Source organism: Acidovorax sp. KPB24-03 (assembly GCF_057546605.1).
On the sequence record NZ_BAAJYR010000021.1, the window covers coordinates 1 to 14,835 of the forward strand.

Consider the following 14,835-nt stretch of genomic DNA (forward strand, 5'->3'; position numbering starts at 1 on the left):
CGCGCCGCGCTTGGCGGCGGGTCGGGGGGCGGCCTGTGCCTGGGTGGCGGCCTCCAGGGCCCGGGTGAGCGCATCGATGCGCTCTTGCAGCGCCTGCACCTCGCGCGCGGTGGGCACGCCCAGCCGGGCGAGCGCCTTGGCCACGCGGTCTTCGAAGATGGTTTCCAGCTTGTCCCACTGGCCCGCCGCGCGCGTGCCGAATTCGCTGGCCGCGCTGGTCATGCGTTCGGCCGCTTCGGACAGGCGCTCCTGGGCGGTGGACTGGCCCTTGCGCTGCATGGCCGCGCCCTCCTTGACCAGCGCCTCGAACACCTTGCTGCCTTCCTGCTGCGCCTTGGCGAACGCGCCCAGGCCCGCCTGCCAGATCTGCTGCGCGGAGTCGCGCGCCTTGCTGCCGTAGAACGGGCCGCTGCCGGCCGGGTCGGCGTCGTCCGGTGCGTCGGGGTTTTTGGTGGATCGGGGCATGGATGGCTTTCCTTGGGGCAAGTGGTGCAACGGCGCCGCGCGGACCGGGTGGTTTGCGGCGGCATCGGCTCGAGACTTTACGTGCGCTGCGCGCGCCGTGGGTAGTGTGCGCCCCCTAAACGGCGCGGCGGGCCCGCTGCGGCTCGTAACAGGGCCCCGGCACGCGATGGGATAATCCGCCGCTTTGACACAGCGGCGCCTTCGCGCGACCCCCCATCCCATGATTCTTGTCACCGGCGGCGCAGGCTTCATCGGCGCCAACTTCGTTCTGGACTGGCTGGCTTCGGGCGACGAGCCCGTGGTCAACCTGGACAAGCTCACCTACGCAGGCAACCTGCAGAACCTGGCGAGCGCGCAGGGCGATCCCCGGCATGTCTTCGTGCAAGGCGACATCGGCGACACGGCCCTGCTGGCCAGGTTGCTGGCCGAGCACAAGCCCCGCGCCATCGTCAACTTCGCCGCCGAGTCGCATGTGGACCGCTCCATCCACGGGCCGGAGGACTTCATCCAGACCAACGTGGTCGGCACCTTCCGCCTGCTGGAGGCCGCACGGCACCACTGGCTGGCGTTGCCGGAGGGCGAGAAGGCCGCGTTCCGTTTCCTCCACGTCTCCACCGACGAGGTGTACGGCACGCTGTCGGCCAGCGATCCGGCCTTCGCCGAAACGGATGCCTACGAGCCCAACAGCCCCTATTCGGCCAGCAAGGCCGCGAGCGACCACCTGGTGCGCGCCTGGCACCACACCTACGGCCTGCCGGTGCTCACCACCAACTGCAGCAACAACTACGGGCCGTACCACTTCCCGGAAAAGCTCATTCCGCTGATGATCGTGAACGCCCTGGCGGGCAAGCCGCTGCCGGTGTACGGCGACGGCATGCAGATCCGCGACTGGCTCTACGTCAAGGACCACTGCAGCGCCATCCGCCGCGTGCTGCAAGGCGGCGCTCTGGGCGAAACCTACAACGTGGGTGGCTGGAACGAAAAGCCCAACATCGAGATCGTGCGCACGGTGTGCGCCCTGCTCGACGAACTGCGCCCGCGTGCCGACGGCCAGAGCTATGCCGCGCAGATCCACTACGTGCAGGACCGTCCGGGCCACGACCGGCGCTATGCCATCGACGCCCGCAAGATCGAGCGCGAACTGGGCTGGAAGCCCGCCGAAACCTTCGAGACGGGCATCCGCAAGACGGTGCAGTGGTACCTCGAAAACCCCGAGTGGGTGGCGGCCGTGACCAGCGGCGCCTACCGCGAATGGGTGCAGACGCAGTACCAGGCCGTGCCCGGCGCAGCGGCTGCGGCACCGAACGCCGTGGCGGCCAGCGCATGAACATCCTGCTTTTCGGCAAGGGTGGCCAGGTCGGCTGGGAGCTGCAGCGCAGCCTGTCGGTGCTGGGCACCGTGACGGCGCTCGACCACGACAGCACCGACCATTGCGGCAACTTCTCCGATCCCGCCGGCATCGTGGACACCGTGCGCGCGCTGCGCCCGGACGTCATCGTGAATGCGGCCGCCCATACGGCCGTGGACAAGGCCGAGAGCGAGCCGGAGTTCGCACGCACGCTCAACGCCACCACGCCGGGCGTCCTGGCCGAGGAGGCCGCACGCAGCGGGGCCTGGCTGGTGCACTACAGCACCGACTATGTCTTCGACGGCAGTGGCGACCGCCCCTGGGTGGAGACCGACACGCCGGCGCCGCTGTCCGTCTATGGCCGCACCAAGCTCGAGGGAGAGCGGCTCATCCAGCAGAGCGGGGCCCGCCACCTCATCCTGCGCACCAGCTGGGTCTACGCCGCCCGCGGCGGCAACTTCGCCAAGACCATGCTGCGCCTGGCCCAGGAGCGCGAGCGCCTGACGGTCATCGACGACCAGTGGGGCGCCCCCACCGGCGCCGACCTGATCGCCGACGTCACGGCGCATGCCCTGCGCCACCTGGAGCGGCGCCCCGAGGATGCCGGGCTCTACCACCTGGTGGCCGGGGGCGAGACCAACTGGCATGCCTATGCAAAATACGTCCTGGCGCAATCGGTACTAGGGGGTAATGCTATAAAAATAGTAGCTAACGACGTGGCGGCCGTGCCGACGAGCGCGTTTCCCACGCCGGCCGTGCGCCCGCACAATTCGCGGCTCGACACCCGCCGGCTGCAATCCACGTTCGGCCTCGTTCTGCCGCATTGGCAGGCGGGCGTCTCGCGCATGCTGGCCGAAATCCTTTAGCACCCAGGGCAGAGAGAGCACCACATGACCGCACGCAAGGGCATCATCCTCGCCGGAGGTTCGGGCACCCGCCTGCACCCGGCCACGCTCGCCATCAGCAAGCAATTGCTGCCGGTGTACGACAAACCCATGATCTATTACCCGCTCAGCACGCTGATGCTGGCGGGCATCCGGGAGATCCTGGTCATCAGCACGCCCCAGGACACCCCGCGCTTCGAGCAGTTGCTCGGCGACGGCAGCCAGTGGGGCATTCAATTGCGCTACGCCGTGCAGCCCAGCCCCGATGGGCTGGCCCAGGCGTTTCTCATCGGCGAGGAATTCCTGGCGGGCAGCCCGAGCGCCCTGGTGCTGGGCGACAACATCTTCCACGGGCACGATTTCGAGGACCTGCTTCGCAGCGCGCTGCAGCGCGAGGAGGGGGCCAGCGTCTTCGCCTACCACGTGCAGGACCCCGAGCGTTACGGCGTGGCCGAGTTCGATGCCCGCGGCAAGGTGCTGTCCATCGAGGAAAAGCCCAAGGCCCCGAAGTCCAGCTATGCCGTGACCGGCCTGTACTTCTACGACGCGCAGGTGGTGGAACTGGCCAAGCGCCTGAAGCCGTCCGCCCGGGGCGAACTCGAAATCACCGACCTGAACCGCCTCTACCTGGAGCAGGACGCGCTGCACGTCGAGATCATGGGCCGTGGCTATGCCTGGCTCGACACCGGCACGCATGAAAGCCTGCTGGAAGCCGGGCAGTTCATCGCGACGCTGGAGCACCGGCAGGGCCTGAAGATCGCCTGCCCCGAGGAAATCGCCTGGCGCAACGGCTTCATCGACGATGCCCAGCTGGCTCGGCTGGCGCAGCCCCTGGCCAAGAACGGCTACGGCCAGTACCTGCAGCGGCTGCTGCGGGAGCCGCGCGAGTAGCGCGAGGATCGCAACAGGCCCGGCGCGCCGCCGCGCCAGGCTGGCGTCCGTCGCGCGTGTCCTGTTCTTCCGCCGGTTTTCTTCTTTCTTTCGTTGTTGGCAATTCCTCCATGAACGTCATTCCCACCCGCCTGCCCGATGTCGTCGTCCTCGAACCCAAGGTGTTCGGCGATGCCCGGGGCTTTTTCTTCGAGAGCTTCAACCAGCGTGCCTTCGACGAGGCCACCGGCACGCGCCATGCGTTCGTGCAGGACAACCACAGCCGCAGCGCCCGCGGCGTGCTGCGGGGCCTGCATTACCAGTTGCGCCAGCCCCAGGGCAAGCTCGTGCGCGTGGTGCGCGGCACGGTGTTCGACGTGGCGGTGGACCTGCGCAGGAGCTCGCCCACGTTCGGCCAATGGACGGGCGAGGAGTTGAGCGAGGAAAACCAGCGCCAGATGTGGGTGCCGCCCGGCTTCGGCCATGGCTTCGTGGTGCTCAGCGAGAGCGCGGATTTCCTCTACAAGACCACCGACTACTACGCCCCCGAGCATGAGCGCTGCATCGCCTGGGACGATCCCGCCCTGGCGATCGACTGGCGCTTCGACGGCGAGCCCAGCCTGTCCGCCAAGGACATGAAGGGCCTGCCGCTCGACCAGGCCGAGGTGTTTGACTGACTGACGCCTGCGGCGGGCTGTGCGGGGCAGGGCCCGGTCCGCAGCGGCTCACGGGCCCTTGGGCGCCAGCGTCTGCTGCGTGGCCCGGTACAGGTGGTCGGAGCCGAACTTCGGGTTGTCCGGATCGAACGAGAACATGTTGTGCCCCCGGGGCACCAGGGTGCCATGCCAGCGCGGCTCGGCGAAGAACGAGAGAAAGTCCGCACCCCGCTCTGCATGGGCATCGAACACGCGCTGCAGGGCGGCCGCGTCCATCGCCTTCAAGGGATGGAACTCGGTGATGCCGTAGCGGGTGTGGCCGCTGCGGCCCAGCCAGTCGAAGTAGGAATGCCCGTAGGTCGGCTCGCCGTACAGGCTCACGCCCAGCCGGATGGAGCCCAGCGGCCGCAGCGATGCCTGGATCGCAAACTTGTTCTCGTCCCAGCCCGGGTTCGTGAACGGCACGATCTGGTGGGTGTAGCGGGGCACGTCCGCCAGGCACGAGCGTGCCACCTCGCCATCGAAATACCGCAGATAGTCGACCACCTGCTTCGCGCGAAAGGCATGCCACAGCGGCACGAGCGGGTTGTAGTAGTACGACGACGCGTCCCGCGGCGTGTCGATGTGCGCCTGCACGCCGGGCCCGGCAGGCGTGCTGGCCGGCAGCGCTGCCTGGGGCTGCGGCTGTGGCGTGCTCTGCTGCCGGTCCATGATGGCCACGTCGCGGCGGCCCAGGTGGGTGAGGGCGCCCGGCCGCGTTTCCAGGAAGATGTCCAACCGGTGCATCCCGGCCGGCAGGCGCCGGAAATCCAGGTCCATGCGCCAGCCGGTGTTGGCGTCTCCGAACTCCGGCTTGGCCGCCAGCACGTCCTGCCGCCCCAGCCGCACGGCGGTCTTGCCCACCAGGCGGCCGTTGCGGTAGATGTGGATCCAGGCCGGGTGCTCCGGGGTGGCGCCTTCCACATGCGCCCAGCCCGAAATGGGCAGGCTGCCCTGCGCGAACGCATCGATGTGCTCGGTGTAGCGGCGCAGCGGCTCGGTGCGGATGTCGCGGGACGGGGGCTCCACCTCGGAGAACGCGGCGTAGTCGCCGCCCACGGCACGGTTGAGCGCCTCGATGCGGCCGAATTCGGCCTGCAGGTGGTGCCTAAACCCTTCGACCGAGGCCGCGCTGTAGTCGGTCACCCGGTAGGCGCCATCGAAGCCCATGCCCGCCTGGAAATTGGGAAACAGGTGGTGCAGTTCCCCCAGCAGCGTGATGCCCCGGATCTTGGCGCGGTCCTGCGCTGGCAGCTGGCAGGCCGCGTCCAGCACGGCCTGCATGGCCTGTGCGCGCCGCTGCGTCAGGGTGTTGCGGGTGGTGGCGAACGTCCAGTTGAAGACTTTGGAGTCGTAATAGTCGTCGGTGCTCAATGCCCCATCCCGGGTGTGGCCCATGTTGGCAGGGTCGGCGGCCAGCGCGGCCTCGATCGGGGCCTGGGCTGAGAAATGCGTGGAGAACAGGTAGAGGATCGCCGGCCGGGGCGTGTCGCGCAACGTGCGCACCAGGCGCCCCACTTTCTCGTCGTCGATGCGCCAGTCCCCGTCCGCCGTCTGGTGGAAAAGACGCAGCAGCGGCACGGGCAGGGTGTAGCCCAGGGCTTCACGGGGTGATGGCGGCTCCGTGGGCTGCAGCGTTTTCAGCGTGGATTCGATGAGCGCGGCGGCCGAGCCCTGCGGGCCCTGGCAGCGCTCGGCCAGGTCCTGCATCGCGGCCGGCAGGGTTTCGGGCGAGAGCACGCAGGGCTCGATGACGCTGACCATCGGGGCCAGCAGCAGGCGATCCGCACGGAGCGGATGCGCAGGCGCATGCGGCTGGAGCAGCGCCAGGCCGCCCGCGCCGGCCAGAAGAACACCCAGGGCCGCGAGGGCCATGGAAACGTGCAGGGCAGTCCGTCTGGGAGGGTTTTGCATGGGCGGGGCGGGCAGTCGCATCAATTGATCGGGGGAGGCCCGCGACTTTAAGCGAAGGCCCGGCTGGCCCGCGGGGTGTGCAAAGGCCATGGCTTTGGCGGGAGTGGGCCCCAGGCCGTCGCGGCTACACTTGGGCCCCATTGCGCGCGCCCGAGGGCGCGCAACGCCGCTCGCGGCGCCATCCCACACCTCCATGACGACGAATACCCTTCCCGACCGCATCGAACCGCTGGCAGACGCGACGCCCGCGCCGCGTCCTCCGCTGGGAGAGCTGCTTGTCCAGTCGGGCAAGCTGAGCGCCCGCGACCTGGAGCGCGCCCTCTCCGCGCAGCAGGAAATGGGCGGACTGCTGGGCCGCGTGCTGGTGCGGCTGGGGCTGGTGTCCGAGCTGGACGTGATCCAGTCGCTGTCGCGCCAGTTGGGGATATCCATCGTGCCGGCTGGCGAGTTTCCCGAACTCATGCCCGAGGTCGAGGGGCTGCTGCCGGAATTCCTGCACGCCAACAGCGTGTATCCGCTGCAGGTCAGCGAAGGCCGCATGCACGTGGCAATGGCCGTTCCGCAGGATGCGTTCGTCGTCAAGGCGCTGCATCTGGCCACGGGCCATGTGATCGTTCCGCACCTGGCGCTGGACAGCGACATCGAGAAAGCCCTGTCCGAGCCCGTGGTGGAGCAGGGTGCCGAAGACGACGAGGCCGACGACGGTTTCGGCGATGGCTCCGATGGCGGCGACTTCGTCGAGCATCTGAAGGACCTGGCCAGCGAAGCGCCGGTCATCCGCCTGGTGAACGCCATCATCGGCCGTGTGATCGATCTGCGCGCCTCGGACATCCACTTGGAGCCGTTCGACGACGGACTGCACGTTCGCTACCGGGTGGACGGCGTGATCCATGCGGGCGAACTGGTGCCGCCGCGCCTGAGCGCCGCCGTGAACTCGCGGGTCAAGCTGCTGGCCCACCTGGACATTGCCGAGCGCCGCCTGCCGCAGGACGGCCGCATCAAGACGCGCGTCAAGGGCCGCGAGCTCGATCTGCGGGTGTCCACCGTGCCCACCGTGCACGGCGAAAGCGTGGTAATGCGGGTGCTGGACCGGGCGAGCGTGCGCCTGCAGCTGGAAACCATGGGTTTCGAGAAGGACACGCTGGAGCGGTTCAACAGCCTGCTCGCACGGCCCCACGGCATCTTGCTGGTCACCGGCCCGACGGGTTCGGGCAAGACGACCACGCTGTATGCGGCCTTGTCGAAGATCGATGCGGGGGCCAACAAGATCATCACGGTGGAGGACCCGGTCGAGTACCAGCTGGAAGGCATCAACCAGATCCAGGTGCATCCGCAGATCAACCTGACCTTCGCCAACGCGCTGCGCTCCATTCTGCGCCAGGACCCCGACATCATCATGATCGGTGAAATGCGCGACGGCGAAACCGCCCAGATCGCCGTGCAATCGGCGCTCACGGGGCACCTGGTGCTCTCCACCCTGCACACCAACACGGCCGCCGGCGCCGTGATCCGGATGAAGGACATGGGCGTGGAGGGCTACCTCATCACCTCCGCCGTCAACGGCGTGCTGGCCCAGCGCCTGGTGCGCACGCTGTGCGGCCAGTGCAAGGAGCCTTTCGAGCCGGGCGAGGACGTGCGCCAGAGCACGGGGCTGGCGCGCTTCAGCGGCGTCGGCCAGGCCATCTACCGGGCCGTGGGGTGCGAGCACTGCCGAGGTTCCGGCTACCGGGGCCGGACCGGCATCCATGAACTGTTCGTGCTGGACGAGCCCATGCGCCGCGCCATCATCGAAGGCCGCGATGCCAACGCGCTCAATGCGCTGGCGGCGCAGGGCGGCATGCTCAACCTGTACGAGGACGGGCTGCGCAAGGTGGCCGCCGGCATGACCACGCTCGATGAGCTCGCCCGCGTGACGCAGGACCAAGCCGATGCCTGATTACGTCTGGCGGGCCGCCGCCGCCTCGGGCAAGGTGGCCGAGGGCCGGCTCACGGCCATCAACGAAGCCCAGGCGCTCAAGCAACTCAGGGCGCAGGGTCTCACGCCATTGACCATCAGCGACTCGATCGGTGCTTCCGCCGGCCCGGGCGCCAGCAGTGCCATGGGCACCGCCTCCGCCAATGAGGCCATCGGGGCCGCTGCCGTGCCCAAGGGGCGCAGCGGCAAGGGGCCGGTCAAGGCGGCCGATGTGCTTGCGCTCACCTCCGAGCTGTCCATCATGCTGCGGGCCGGACTGGCCTTGGACAACGCGTTGCGCGTGCTCATCGACATGAGCTACAAACCCAGCATGGCCGAGCTGCTGCAAGGCATTCTGGACGCGGTCAAGGGCGGCACGCCGCTCAGCCGCGCCTTGTCGCAGCACCGCGAGCTGTTCGGCGATTTCTACATCAACATGATCCGCTCGGGCGAGGCCAGCGGCCAGATGTCGTCGGTGCTGGAGCGGCTCGTGGAGCACATGGAGCGGCAGCGCGCACTGCGCGACAGCGTCATCTCCGCCACCATCTACCCCGCGATCCTTTTGGGCGTGGCCGTGCTGTCGCTCATCGCCATGCTGGGTTTCGTGGTGCCGCAGTTCGAAAAAACTGTTCACCGACATGGGCGATGCGCTCCCGATGCCGACCCAGATCGTCATGGCGCTGGGCCATGCCTTCACGCGCTACGGCCTGTTCATCGGCATCGTGGCGCTGGGCCTGGGGCTGATGGTGCGCCGCTGGGCGGCTCTCCCGCCGGGCGCCAATGGTGGCAGGCGCGGCTGCTGAAGCTGCCGCTCATGGGGCGTCTGGCGCTGAAATACCAGCTCACGCTGTTCTCGCGCTCCCTGGGCACCTTGCTCGGCAATGGCGTGCCCATGCTGACGGCCCTGCACATTGCGACCGAAACCGTCAGCAACACGGTCTTGCAGCAGGCCCTGTCCCGTGTTGCTCCCATCGTGAAAGAAGGGGGCAAGGTTGTCCAGGCCGTTTCCGCGACGGGCATCTTCGAACCGCTGGCGATCAACCTGATCCGGGTAGGCGAGGAAACCGGCCGCATCGGTCAGATGATGCTCGAGCTGTCCAATATATTGAACCGCGAAGTCGAAACCGGTATCAAACGCCTTCTCACGCTGGTGGAGCCGGTGCTCATTCTGGTGCTGGGTATTTTGATTGCCGCCATCATTGTTTCCATCCTTCTCGGGATCCTGTCCATCAATGACCTCGCCGTATAATTTTTGTTTGTCCAAGGAGTCCTCTTCCATGGCGCATTCCCGTGCTGGCCGCTCCTGTGGCACCCCTATGCAACGCAAATCCGCCCGCGGCTTCACCCTGATCGAACTGCTGGTCGTTCTGGCCATCCTGACGCTGCTCGCCGGCTTGGTAGGCCCCCGTGTGCTCAACCAACTGGGCGGCGCCAAGGCCAAGACGGCCGGTGTGCAGATCGCCGACCTGGACAAGTCGCTCGAGTTGTTCAAGCTCGATGTGGGCCGCTACCCTTCGACCGAAGAAGGCCTGGAGGCACTGGTGAAGCGCCCCGGCTCCGTGAACGGCTGGACAGGCCCTTACCTCAAAGGCGGCGTGCCTTCTGACCCCTGGGGCCATCCTTACCGCTATGCCAACCCGGGCCCGAACGGCGGCATCGAGATCCTGTCACTCGGCTCCGATGGCGCCCCCGGCGGTGAAGGCGAAGCGGCCGACATCCGCAACACGCCCTGATCGCCTGCATCCCCAGGCGTCCTGCCATGCGGCGCGAGCGCGGCTTTACGCTGGTCGAGTTGCTGGTCGTGTTCGCGATCCTGGCCCTCGTGATCGGCTTGGCACCGCTGGCTTTCGATCGGCTGCGGGATTCGGCGCAGTACCGTGACACGGTCCGCACGATGATCAGCCAGATGCGTGCCGCCCGTGTTACCGCCATGGCGGAAGGGCGGGAGGTCCGCTTCTCCGTGGACTTGAAGAATCGCATGTATGGCAACGACTCCGCCTTGAAGCCGTTGCCGCAGCCGCTGCAGTTGCGTGCCATCGTGGCCGGTACCGAATTGAATGCGCAGAGCCAGGCGGCCATCCGCTTCCTTCCGGGTGGCGGCGCCACGGGCGGCAGCATCGAAATCCTGAGGGCGCCCGGCATCGGCACTCGGCTGCGGGTGGACTGGCTGTCCGGGCGCGTGACGCAAGAGGCCCTCACCCGATGACGCGCGGCTTGCATCGCCGACAGCGGGGCTTGACCTTGCTGGAGTTACTGGTGGCCTTCGCCATCATGGCGTTGTCGCTTGGCATGCTTTACCGCGCCATGGGCAGCAGCGCGCGCAGCGTTGCGGACGTGGATCGGTATCAACGCGCGGTGGTGCTGGCCGAGTCGTTGCTCTCCCTGCGCGACGCCATCCCTGAGCAGGGCTTGAACCAGTCGGGGGAGTCCGCTGGCTACCAGTGGCGCATCACCACGGCGCCCTATGTGACGGAGTTCAAGGGGCCCGCCATTCCGCCTTTGCACGAGGTGAACATCGTCATCTCCTGGTCGGACGGTGTGCGCCTGCGCAACTTCGAACTGAGCACCTTGCGGCCGCAGCGCAAGCCGCCCGAGCCGGGGCGTGGATGATGAAGCGGTGGTCTGAAGGCTCGAAGGCGCTGCGCCAGCGCGGCTTCACGTTGGTGGAACTGCTGGTGGTCATCACCTTGCTGTCGCTCGTGATGCTGGCCCTGGGGTCCGCGTTGCGTACCACGGCACAAACGGAAGAGAGGGTGGATCGCCGGATGCTGCGGACCGATGAACTGCGGGTGGCCAACGGGTTTCTGCGCTCGGTGCTGGGCCGGGTGTCTCTGCAAAAGCGGGCGGCGGTCGTCTCCATCGACGAGAGCCCGTACTTTTTCATCGGGCTGCCCGAGGAGATGGCTTGGGTGGGGGTGATGCCAGCCCGTTACGGTGCGGGTGGGCGCTACCATTTTCGATTGGGCGTGCTGGACCAGGCATCGGGGCCTGCTTTGGTATTGCGGTACTTGCCTTGGATCGATGGAGGCGTGGCGCCGGATTGGAGCCAGGCCGCCAGCTACGTGCTGGTGGATGGGATGACCGGCTTTTCACTCCGGTACGAAGACGCCAACGAGGAGCCTCCTGTCTGGGGCGCTCCCTGGAAGGCGGTTGATCGGCTGCCTCAACGGGTTTCGATCGCGATCCGGACCTCCGCAGGCGTTTGGCCGGACATCGTCATTCCGATGCGCGTTCTGCCATCCAGCGATCCGGCCAGCGACGGAGCCACTTTTGGCGGGAGCCGCTCGTGAATCAGCGCAAGCCAAGTAAGCACCGTAACAAGAAACAGCGCGGCATGGCGCTGTTGGCCGTGCTCTGGATGGTCGCAGCCCTCACCATCATCGTGTCTGGCCTGACACGATCCATCAGGGAAGAGGCGCGCGTCATGTCCTTGTCGCGCCAGAACGTCCAGGCCCAAGCGCTGGGCGATGCGGCGATTCAACTGGCATTGCAGGCGCTGGTGGCCAGCAACACCCCCCTGGCCCGCACCCGGCAGGCACAGATCGACTATCGCGGGGTCACGATGCAGGTCCAAGCCATGCCTTTGAACGGCTTGATCGACATCAATGGTGCGCCTGTTGCCTTGCTGGCGAAGCTCTTTTCCGTTGCCGGCGAAATGCCGGCAGAGGCGGCCCAGGGGCTCGCTCAAGCCACAGTGGAAATGCGTGAGCGGCGCGATCCACGCGGCGTGCCGCAGCGTTTTTGAATCGGAAGAAGACCTGCTCAAGGTGCCCGGGGTGGACTACACCCTCTATGCTAGACTTTCGCCGCTCATCACTGCAGATCTTCGAGGGCGAGGCTTGGTCAATCCGATGGCTGCGCCCTTGGAAGTACTGACCGTCCTTGCCGGAGGAAACGCTGCAGTCGCCATGCGCATCGTAGCGGACCGGGATGCCGGCGCTGAAGGCATCGATACCACGGCCCTGGAGGCCGCATTTTTGGATAACTCGACGGTTCGGCGGCTGCGAATCCAGGCAAGGGTTCCCATGCCGGACGGTGTTTGGTTGCGCGTATCGCGCAGCATCGATTTCAACGCACGTGCGAAGGGCGGTTTGCCGTGGCAGACCTTCCGTGCCAGTTCAAGCGTTGAGCCCGTGATACGTAAAAACTCCTGAGCCACCCATGCCTTCCATTTCCTCCGATGCCCGTTTCCTGGGAATCGACTTGCACGCGCTCTGGCGTGATGTCCGCAGCCCCTGGCAGGGTATGCATGCGTGGCCGCTGTTCTCCTGGCTGACGCCGTCCGCGCCGGTCGTGCTGCTCCATCCCGAGGACGGCCTCTCTTTCTGGCTGGGGGACGAAAAGCAGTCCAAGGTGGCGGGCCCGGTCAAGGCCAGCTTCACCGCCGTTGAACTGCCTGAAGAATTCGTGCTTCGCAGGACGCTGACCTTGCCGCCCATGGCTGAATCGGACATCGCCAAAGCCGGTGCTTTGGAAGTGCGTGCCATCAGTCCCTTTCCCGAAGCGGATCTGGTGTGGGGCTATCGGTTGATCGAAGGCTCCACGGGCACTTCCCGAATCGAGTTGGCCTTGGCGTCTCGCAGGCAGGTCGCCCAATACCTCGCCTCCCAGGCCGCTCGCCTTGGCGGCGTGTCAAACCCGGAAGTCTGGGTGCGCAGCAATCAACAGCGCCCCATCGTGCTTGGTGGCTATGGTGAAGGCTTGCGCCATGCGCATGCACTGAGATGGAGGCGCACGGGTTATGGGCTTTTGCTCTCGATGGCTGTACTGGCCATGGTCATTGCGGTGACCCCTACGCTCCAATTGCGTGAGCGCGCGATCGAGGCGGCGCAGAGCTATCAGGATGCGGCCAAGCGCACGGCTCCGGTCGTCGCCAAGCGGGATGCGCTCATGCAATCGGCAGAGAAGCTCGGAATGCTGTCGGAAGTGCTTGCCACGCGCATCGAGCCTTTGCGTGTGCTGGACAAACTGACCCAGCTGCTGCCGGACGATACCTATCTGCAGAGTTTTCGCATGCAAGGCGCCAAAGTGACCATTGTGGGAATGACCGGAAATGCGGCCGCCCTGATGCAGGTGCTGGGCAATGAGCCGGGGTTGCGAGAGGTCCGTGCCCCATCTGCTGCCACCCGGATGGGGAATTCCCCCAAGGAAACGTTTGCCATTGAATTCACGCTGGATCCTCAGTTTTTCGGGGTGGTGGGAAGTGCAGTCGCAGGCAAGGCCGCAGTCGCCTCCACTGGGGCCGCGACGCCGGTCCTTGCCCCGGGGGGTGTTGCCAGCGCTGCTGCTTCGGGCGCTAGCGTGGCCGGAGCGCCTGTCGCCCCAGCTTCGTTGCCCGCCAATTCATCCTCCAGCGCAGTCGCACCGCCGCCGGCCAGTGCCTCTCCATCGGCTGGTGGAGCTGCCTTTGGCGGATCGGTCGCCACATTCGGCGGCCGTACCACCACTGCACCTGCATTGCCCGCTTCTTCGCCTGCGAACCGTACCAAGCCATGAAACGCATTTCATCCCGTGAGGGGCTGATCCTCGTCTGTACTCTGGCTCTGGCGATCCTCCCCCTGGTCATGTTGGGCTGGTACATCGCTGAAAAGCACCAAGGTGCCGAGTCTCAACTGGCGCAAATGGAGCCGCGCTATGCGCGGCTTCTGGGCCTGGAGTCGCAGCGGACGGATATTGAAGCCGTGCTTGCGCAGGCCAATGCGGCAAGAACGCAGTACATCTATCCGGCATCCCAGGATGCCAACCAGACTGGCAATGCGGCTCAGCAGCGGATCCGGGATATCTTCAGTGCGGCGGGCTTGCAGGTGATCAGTAGCCAGGTGCTGCCTGCCAAGGACGAGAAGGGTTTTGATCGCATTCCGCTGACGGTGCGGACCGAGGGCGAAATGCTGGCCCTGCAAAGCGCGCTGGCCGTTCTGACCAGTCAAATGCCCATCATCGTCATCAATGATCTGGACATTCAGCTCCAAGGCGGCTATGCCAACTCGGATCCCAAGGTCGCTCCCCGGCTGTCGGCGCAGTTTGGCCTCAGCGTATTGCGGGAGCGCACATGAAGCGGTATGCCTTGCATCTGCTGCTGCTGGCCAATGCAGCGTTGCTGATCCTTCTGGCATGGATGTGGGTTGCGCCGGATGGAAGCGTTCGCAATGTGCATTGGCAAGAACCAACGCCTCACCGAACGGATTTCGCTGCCATGCTTCCCGCTTTGCCAGGGGTGACCAACGCAGATACCGGGCAGTTCATTGCGATGCTGGATCGGCCATTGTTTGCTTTCACGCGCAGGCCGCCTCCACCGCCTCCGCCGCCCAAGGCCGCCGAGGAAGTGCAGGTCGACAACCTCAGCACCGCTCGCCTGTCAGGCGTCTTTGTCGGCGATGGTGCGGGAGGCATCATCATCGAAGTGGCCGGCAAGCACCGCCGTGCACGTCTGAATGACAACATCGAAGGGTGGACGCTCCAGTCCATCAACGGTCGCAATGTCACCTTCATCAAAGGTGACCAAAGCCGTGTCCTGCAGCTGCCTCGTGCGGCCGTTACTTCGTATACCGGCATGGCTCCAGCTGCACCGGTCAGCGCTCCCACATCGATCGGACGAGGGGCGGTGCAACCTCCAGCCCGGTCCGCCCCCCCCCGCGCAACATTTGGCGGTCGTTCTTAATGAGCGTGCTTCCTATCTGTTCGTTTCTCCCCGTTTCCAGGCAAGCA

At 66.4% G+C, this 14,835-nt stretch carries 16 protein-coding genes and 1 pseudogene; 15 read left to right on the forward strand and 2 right to left on the reverse strand.

Annotated elements, in window-relative coordinates:
- Positions 1-465 (reverse strand): phasin family protein (locus AC27KI_RS05335; RefSeq protein ID WP_487112909.1); only part of this gene is annotated, 465 nt, incomplete at its 3' end.
- Between the two features lie 220 nt (positions 466-685).
- Between AC27KI_RS05335 and rfbB the strand changes: the two genes are divergently transcribed.
- The 4 genes from rfbB (at position 686) to rfbC (ending at position 4,244) form a co-directional block, all read left to right on the forward strand.
- On the forward strand, positions 686-1,792 hold the full coding sequence (rfbB, locus tag AC27KI_RS05340; RefSeq protein WP_487088697.1) for a dTDP-glucose 4,6-dehydratase: 1,107 nt from the start codon (positions 686-688) through the stop codon (positions 1,790-1,792).
- Entirely contained in the window at positions 1,789-2,679 is an 891-nt protein-coding gene (rfbD, locus tag AC27KI_RS05345; RefSeq protein WP_317353196.1) for a dTDP-4-dehydrorhamnose reductase, read from the forward strand. The genes rfbB and rfbD overlap by 4 nt, the downstream gene beginning before the upstream one ends.
- Before the next feature lie 24 nt (positions 2,680-2,703).
- A complete protein-coding gene (gene rfbA / locus AC27KI_RS05350; RefSeq protein ID WP_272565182.1) occupies positions 2,704-3,588 on the forward strand; it encodes a glucose-1-phosphate thymidylyltransferase RfbA in 885 nt (294 codons plus the stop codon).
- Between the two features lie 110 nt (positions 3,589-3,698).
- Positions 3,699-4,244, forward strand: coding sequence for a dTDP-4-dehydrorhamnose 3,5-epimerase (rfbC, locus tag AC27KI_RS05355; protein ID WP_487088701.1), 546 nt, complete (start codon positions 3,699-3,701; stop codon positions 4,242-4,244).
- Between the two features lie 48 nt (positions 4,245-4,292).
- Here the strand turns inward: rfbC and AC27KI_RS05360 are convergent, their stop codons facing one another.
- On the reverse strand, positions 4,293-6,137 hold the full coding sequence (locus AC27KI_RS05360) for a hypothetical protein (RefSeq protein ID WP_487112911.1): 1,845 nt from the start codon (positions 6,135-6,137) through the stop codon (positions 4,293-4,295).
- Between the two features lie 232 nt (positions 6,138-6,369).
- Between AC27KI_RS05360 and AC27KI_RS05365 the strand changes: the two genes are divergently transcribed.
- The 11 genes and pseudogenes from AC27KI_RS05365 to AC27KI_RS05415 all read left to right on the forward strand — a co-directional run bounded on the left by AC27KI_RS05365 (position 6,370) and on the right by AC27KI_RS05415 (position 14,788).
- A complete protein-coding gene (locus AC27KI_RS05365; RefSeq protein ID WP_284413851.1) occupies positions 6,370-8,112 on the forward strand; it encodes a GspE/PulE family protein in 1,743 nt (580 codons plus the stop codon).
- Positions 8,105-9,379 (forward strand): annotated as a pseudogene (locus AC27KI_RS05370) (type II secretion system F family protein). The gene AC27KI_RS05365 and the pseudogene AC27KI_RS05370 overlap by 8 nt, the downstream one beginning before the upstream one ends.
- A gap of 28 nt (positions 9,380-9,407) precedes the next feature.
- A complete protein-coding gene (gspG, locus tag AC27KI_RS05375; RefSeq protein WP_092745333.1) occupies positions 9,408-9,863 on the forward strand; it encodes a type II secretion system major pseudopilin GspG in 456 nt (151 codons plus the stop codon).
- A 26-nt stretch (positions 9,864-9,889) separates the two neighbouring features.
- Positions 9,890-10,336: a GspH/FimT family pseudopilin gene (locus AC27KI_RS05380; RefSeq protein ID WP_284404900.1), complete on the forward strand. Its 447-nt coding sequence runs from the start codon at positions 9,890-9,892 to the stop codon at positions 10,334-10,336.
- Positions 10,333-10,740: a type IV pilus modification PilV family protein gene (locus AC27KI_RS05385; protein ID WP_487088706.1), complete on the forward strand. Its 408-nt coding sequence runs from the start codon at positions 10,333-10,335 to the stop codon at positions 10,738-10,740. The genes AC27KI_RS05380 and AC27KI_RS05385 overlap by 4 nt, the downstream gene beginning before the upstream one ends.
- Entirely contained in the window at positions 10,737-11,420 is a 684-nt protein-coding gene (locus AC27KI_RS05390) for a prepilin-type N-terminal cleavage/methylation domain-containing protein (RefSeq protein ID WP_487088708.1), read from the forward strand. The genes AC27KI_RS05385 and AC27KI_RS05390 overlap by 4 nt, the downstream gene beginning before the upstream one ends.
- Positions 11,417-11,875 (forward strand): hypothetical protein, encoded by a 459-nt coding sequence (locus tag AC27KI_RS05395; RefSeq protein ID WP_487112913.1) that lies wholly within the window; start codon positions 11,417-11,419, stop codon positions 11,873-11,875. The genes AC27KI_RS05390 and AC27KI_RS05395 overlap by 4 nt, the downstream gene beginning before the upstream one ends.
- Complete coding sequence (locus AC27KI_RS05400) at positions 11,835-12,284, forward strand: hypothetical protein (RefSeq protein ID WP_487112915.1); 450 nt, start codon at positions 11,835-11,837, stop codon at positions 12,282-12,284. The genes AC27KI_RS05395 and AC27KI_RS05400 overlap by 41 nt, the downstream gene beginning before the upstream one ends.
- Positions 12,285-12,291: 7 nt before the next feature.
- Positions 12,292-13,626 (forward strand): PilN domain-containing protein, encoded by a 1,335-nt coding sequence (locus AC27KI_RS05405; protein WP_487112917.1) that lies wholly within the window; start codon positions 12,292-12,294, stop codon positions 13,624-13,626.
- Positions 13,623-14,183, forward strand: coding sequence for a type II secretion system protein GspM (gene gspM, locus AC27KI_RS05410; protein WP_284404909.1), 561 nt, complete (start codon positions 13,623-13,625; stop codon positions 14,181-14,183). The genes AC27KI_RS05405 and gspM overlap by 4 nt, the downstream gene beginning before the upstream one ends.
- The gene (locus AC27KI_RS05415; protein WP_272565169.1) at positions 14,180-14,788 is read left to right on the forward strand and encodes a hypothetical protein; all 609 of its coding nucleotides are present in this window, start codon (positions 14,180-14,182) and stop codon (positions 14,786-14,788) included. The genes gspM and AC27KI_RS05415 overlap by 4 nt, the downstream gene beginning before the upstream one ends.
- Positions 14,789-14,835 lie beyond the last annotated feature (47 nt).

What these genes read in the sequence shown, in the direction of transcription:
- AC27KI_RS05365 (WP_284413851.1), top strand. Translation starts at nt 6,370, where the DNA reads ATGACGACGAATACCCTTCCCGACCGCATCGAACCGCTGGCAGACGCG.
- rfbC (WP_487088701.1), top strand. Translation starts at nt 3,699, where the DNA reads ATGAACGTCATTCCCACCCGCCTGCCCGATGTCGTCGTCCTCGAACCC.
- rfbD (WP_317353196.1), top strand. Translation starts at nt 1,789, where the DNA reads ATGAACATCCTGCTTTTCGGCAAGGGTGGCCAGGTCGGCTGGGAGCTG.
- gspM (WP_284404909.1), top strand. Translation starts at nt 13,623, where the DNA reads ATGAAACGCATTTCATCCCGTGAGGGGCTGATCCTCGTCTGTACTCTG.
- rfbA (WP_272565182.1), top strand. Translation starts at nt 2,704, where the DNA reads ATGACCGCACGCAAGGGCATCATCCTCGCCGGAGGTTCGGGCACCCGC.
- rfbB (WP_487088697.1), top strand. Translation starts at nt 686, where the DNA reads ATGATTCTTGTCACCGGCGGCGCAGGCTTCATCGGCGCCAACTTCGTT.
- AC27KI_RS05360 (WP_487112911.1), bottom strand. Translation starts at nt 6,137, where the DNA reads ATGGCCCTCGCGGCCCTGGGTGTTCTTCTGGCCGGCGCGGGCGGCCTG.
- AC27KI_RS05390 (WP_487088708.1), top strand. Translation starts at nt 10,737, where the DNA reads ATGATGAAGCGGTGGTCTGAAGGCTCGAAGGCGCTGCGCCAGCGCGGC.
- gspG (WP_092745333.1), top strand. Translation starts at nt 9,408, where the DNA reads ATGGCGCATTCCCGTGCTGGCCGCTCCTGTGGCACCCCTATGCAACGC.
- AC27KI_RS05405 (WP_487112917.1), top strand. Translation starts at nt 12,292, where the DNA reads ATGCCTTCCATTTCCTCCGATGCCCGTTTCCTGGGAATCGACTTGCAC.
- AC27KI_RS05385 (WP_487088706.1), top strand. Translation starts at nt 10,333, where the DNA reads ATGACGCGCGGCTTGCATCGCCGACAGCGGGGCTTGACCTTGCTGGAG.
- AC27KI_RS05415 (WP_272565169.1), top strand. Translation starts at nt 14,180, where the DNA reads ATGAAGCGGTATGCCTTGCATCTGCTGCTGCTGGCCAATGCAGCGTTG.
- AC27KI_RS05380 (WP_284404900.1), top strand. Translation starts at nt 9,890, where the DNA reads ATGCGGCGCGAGCGCGGCTTTACGCTGGTCGAGTTGCTGGTCGTGTTC.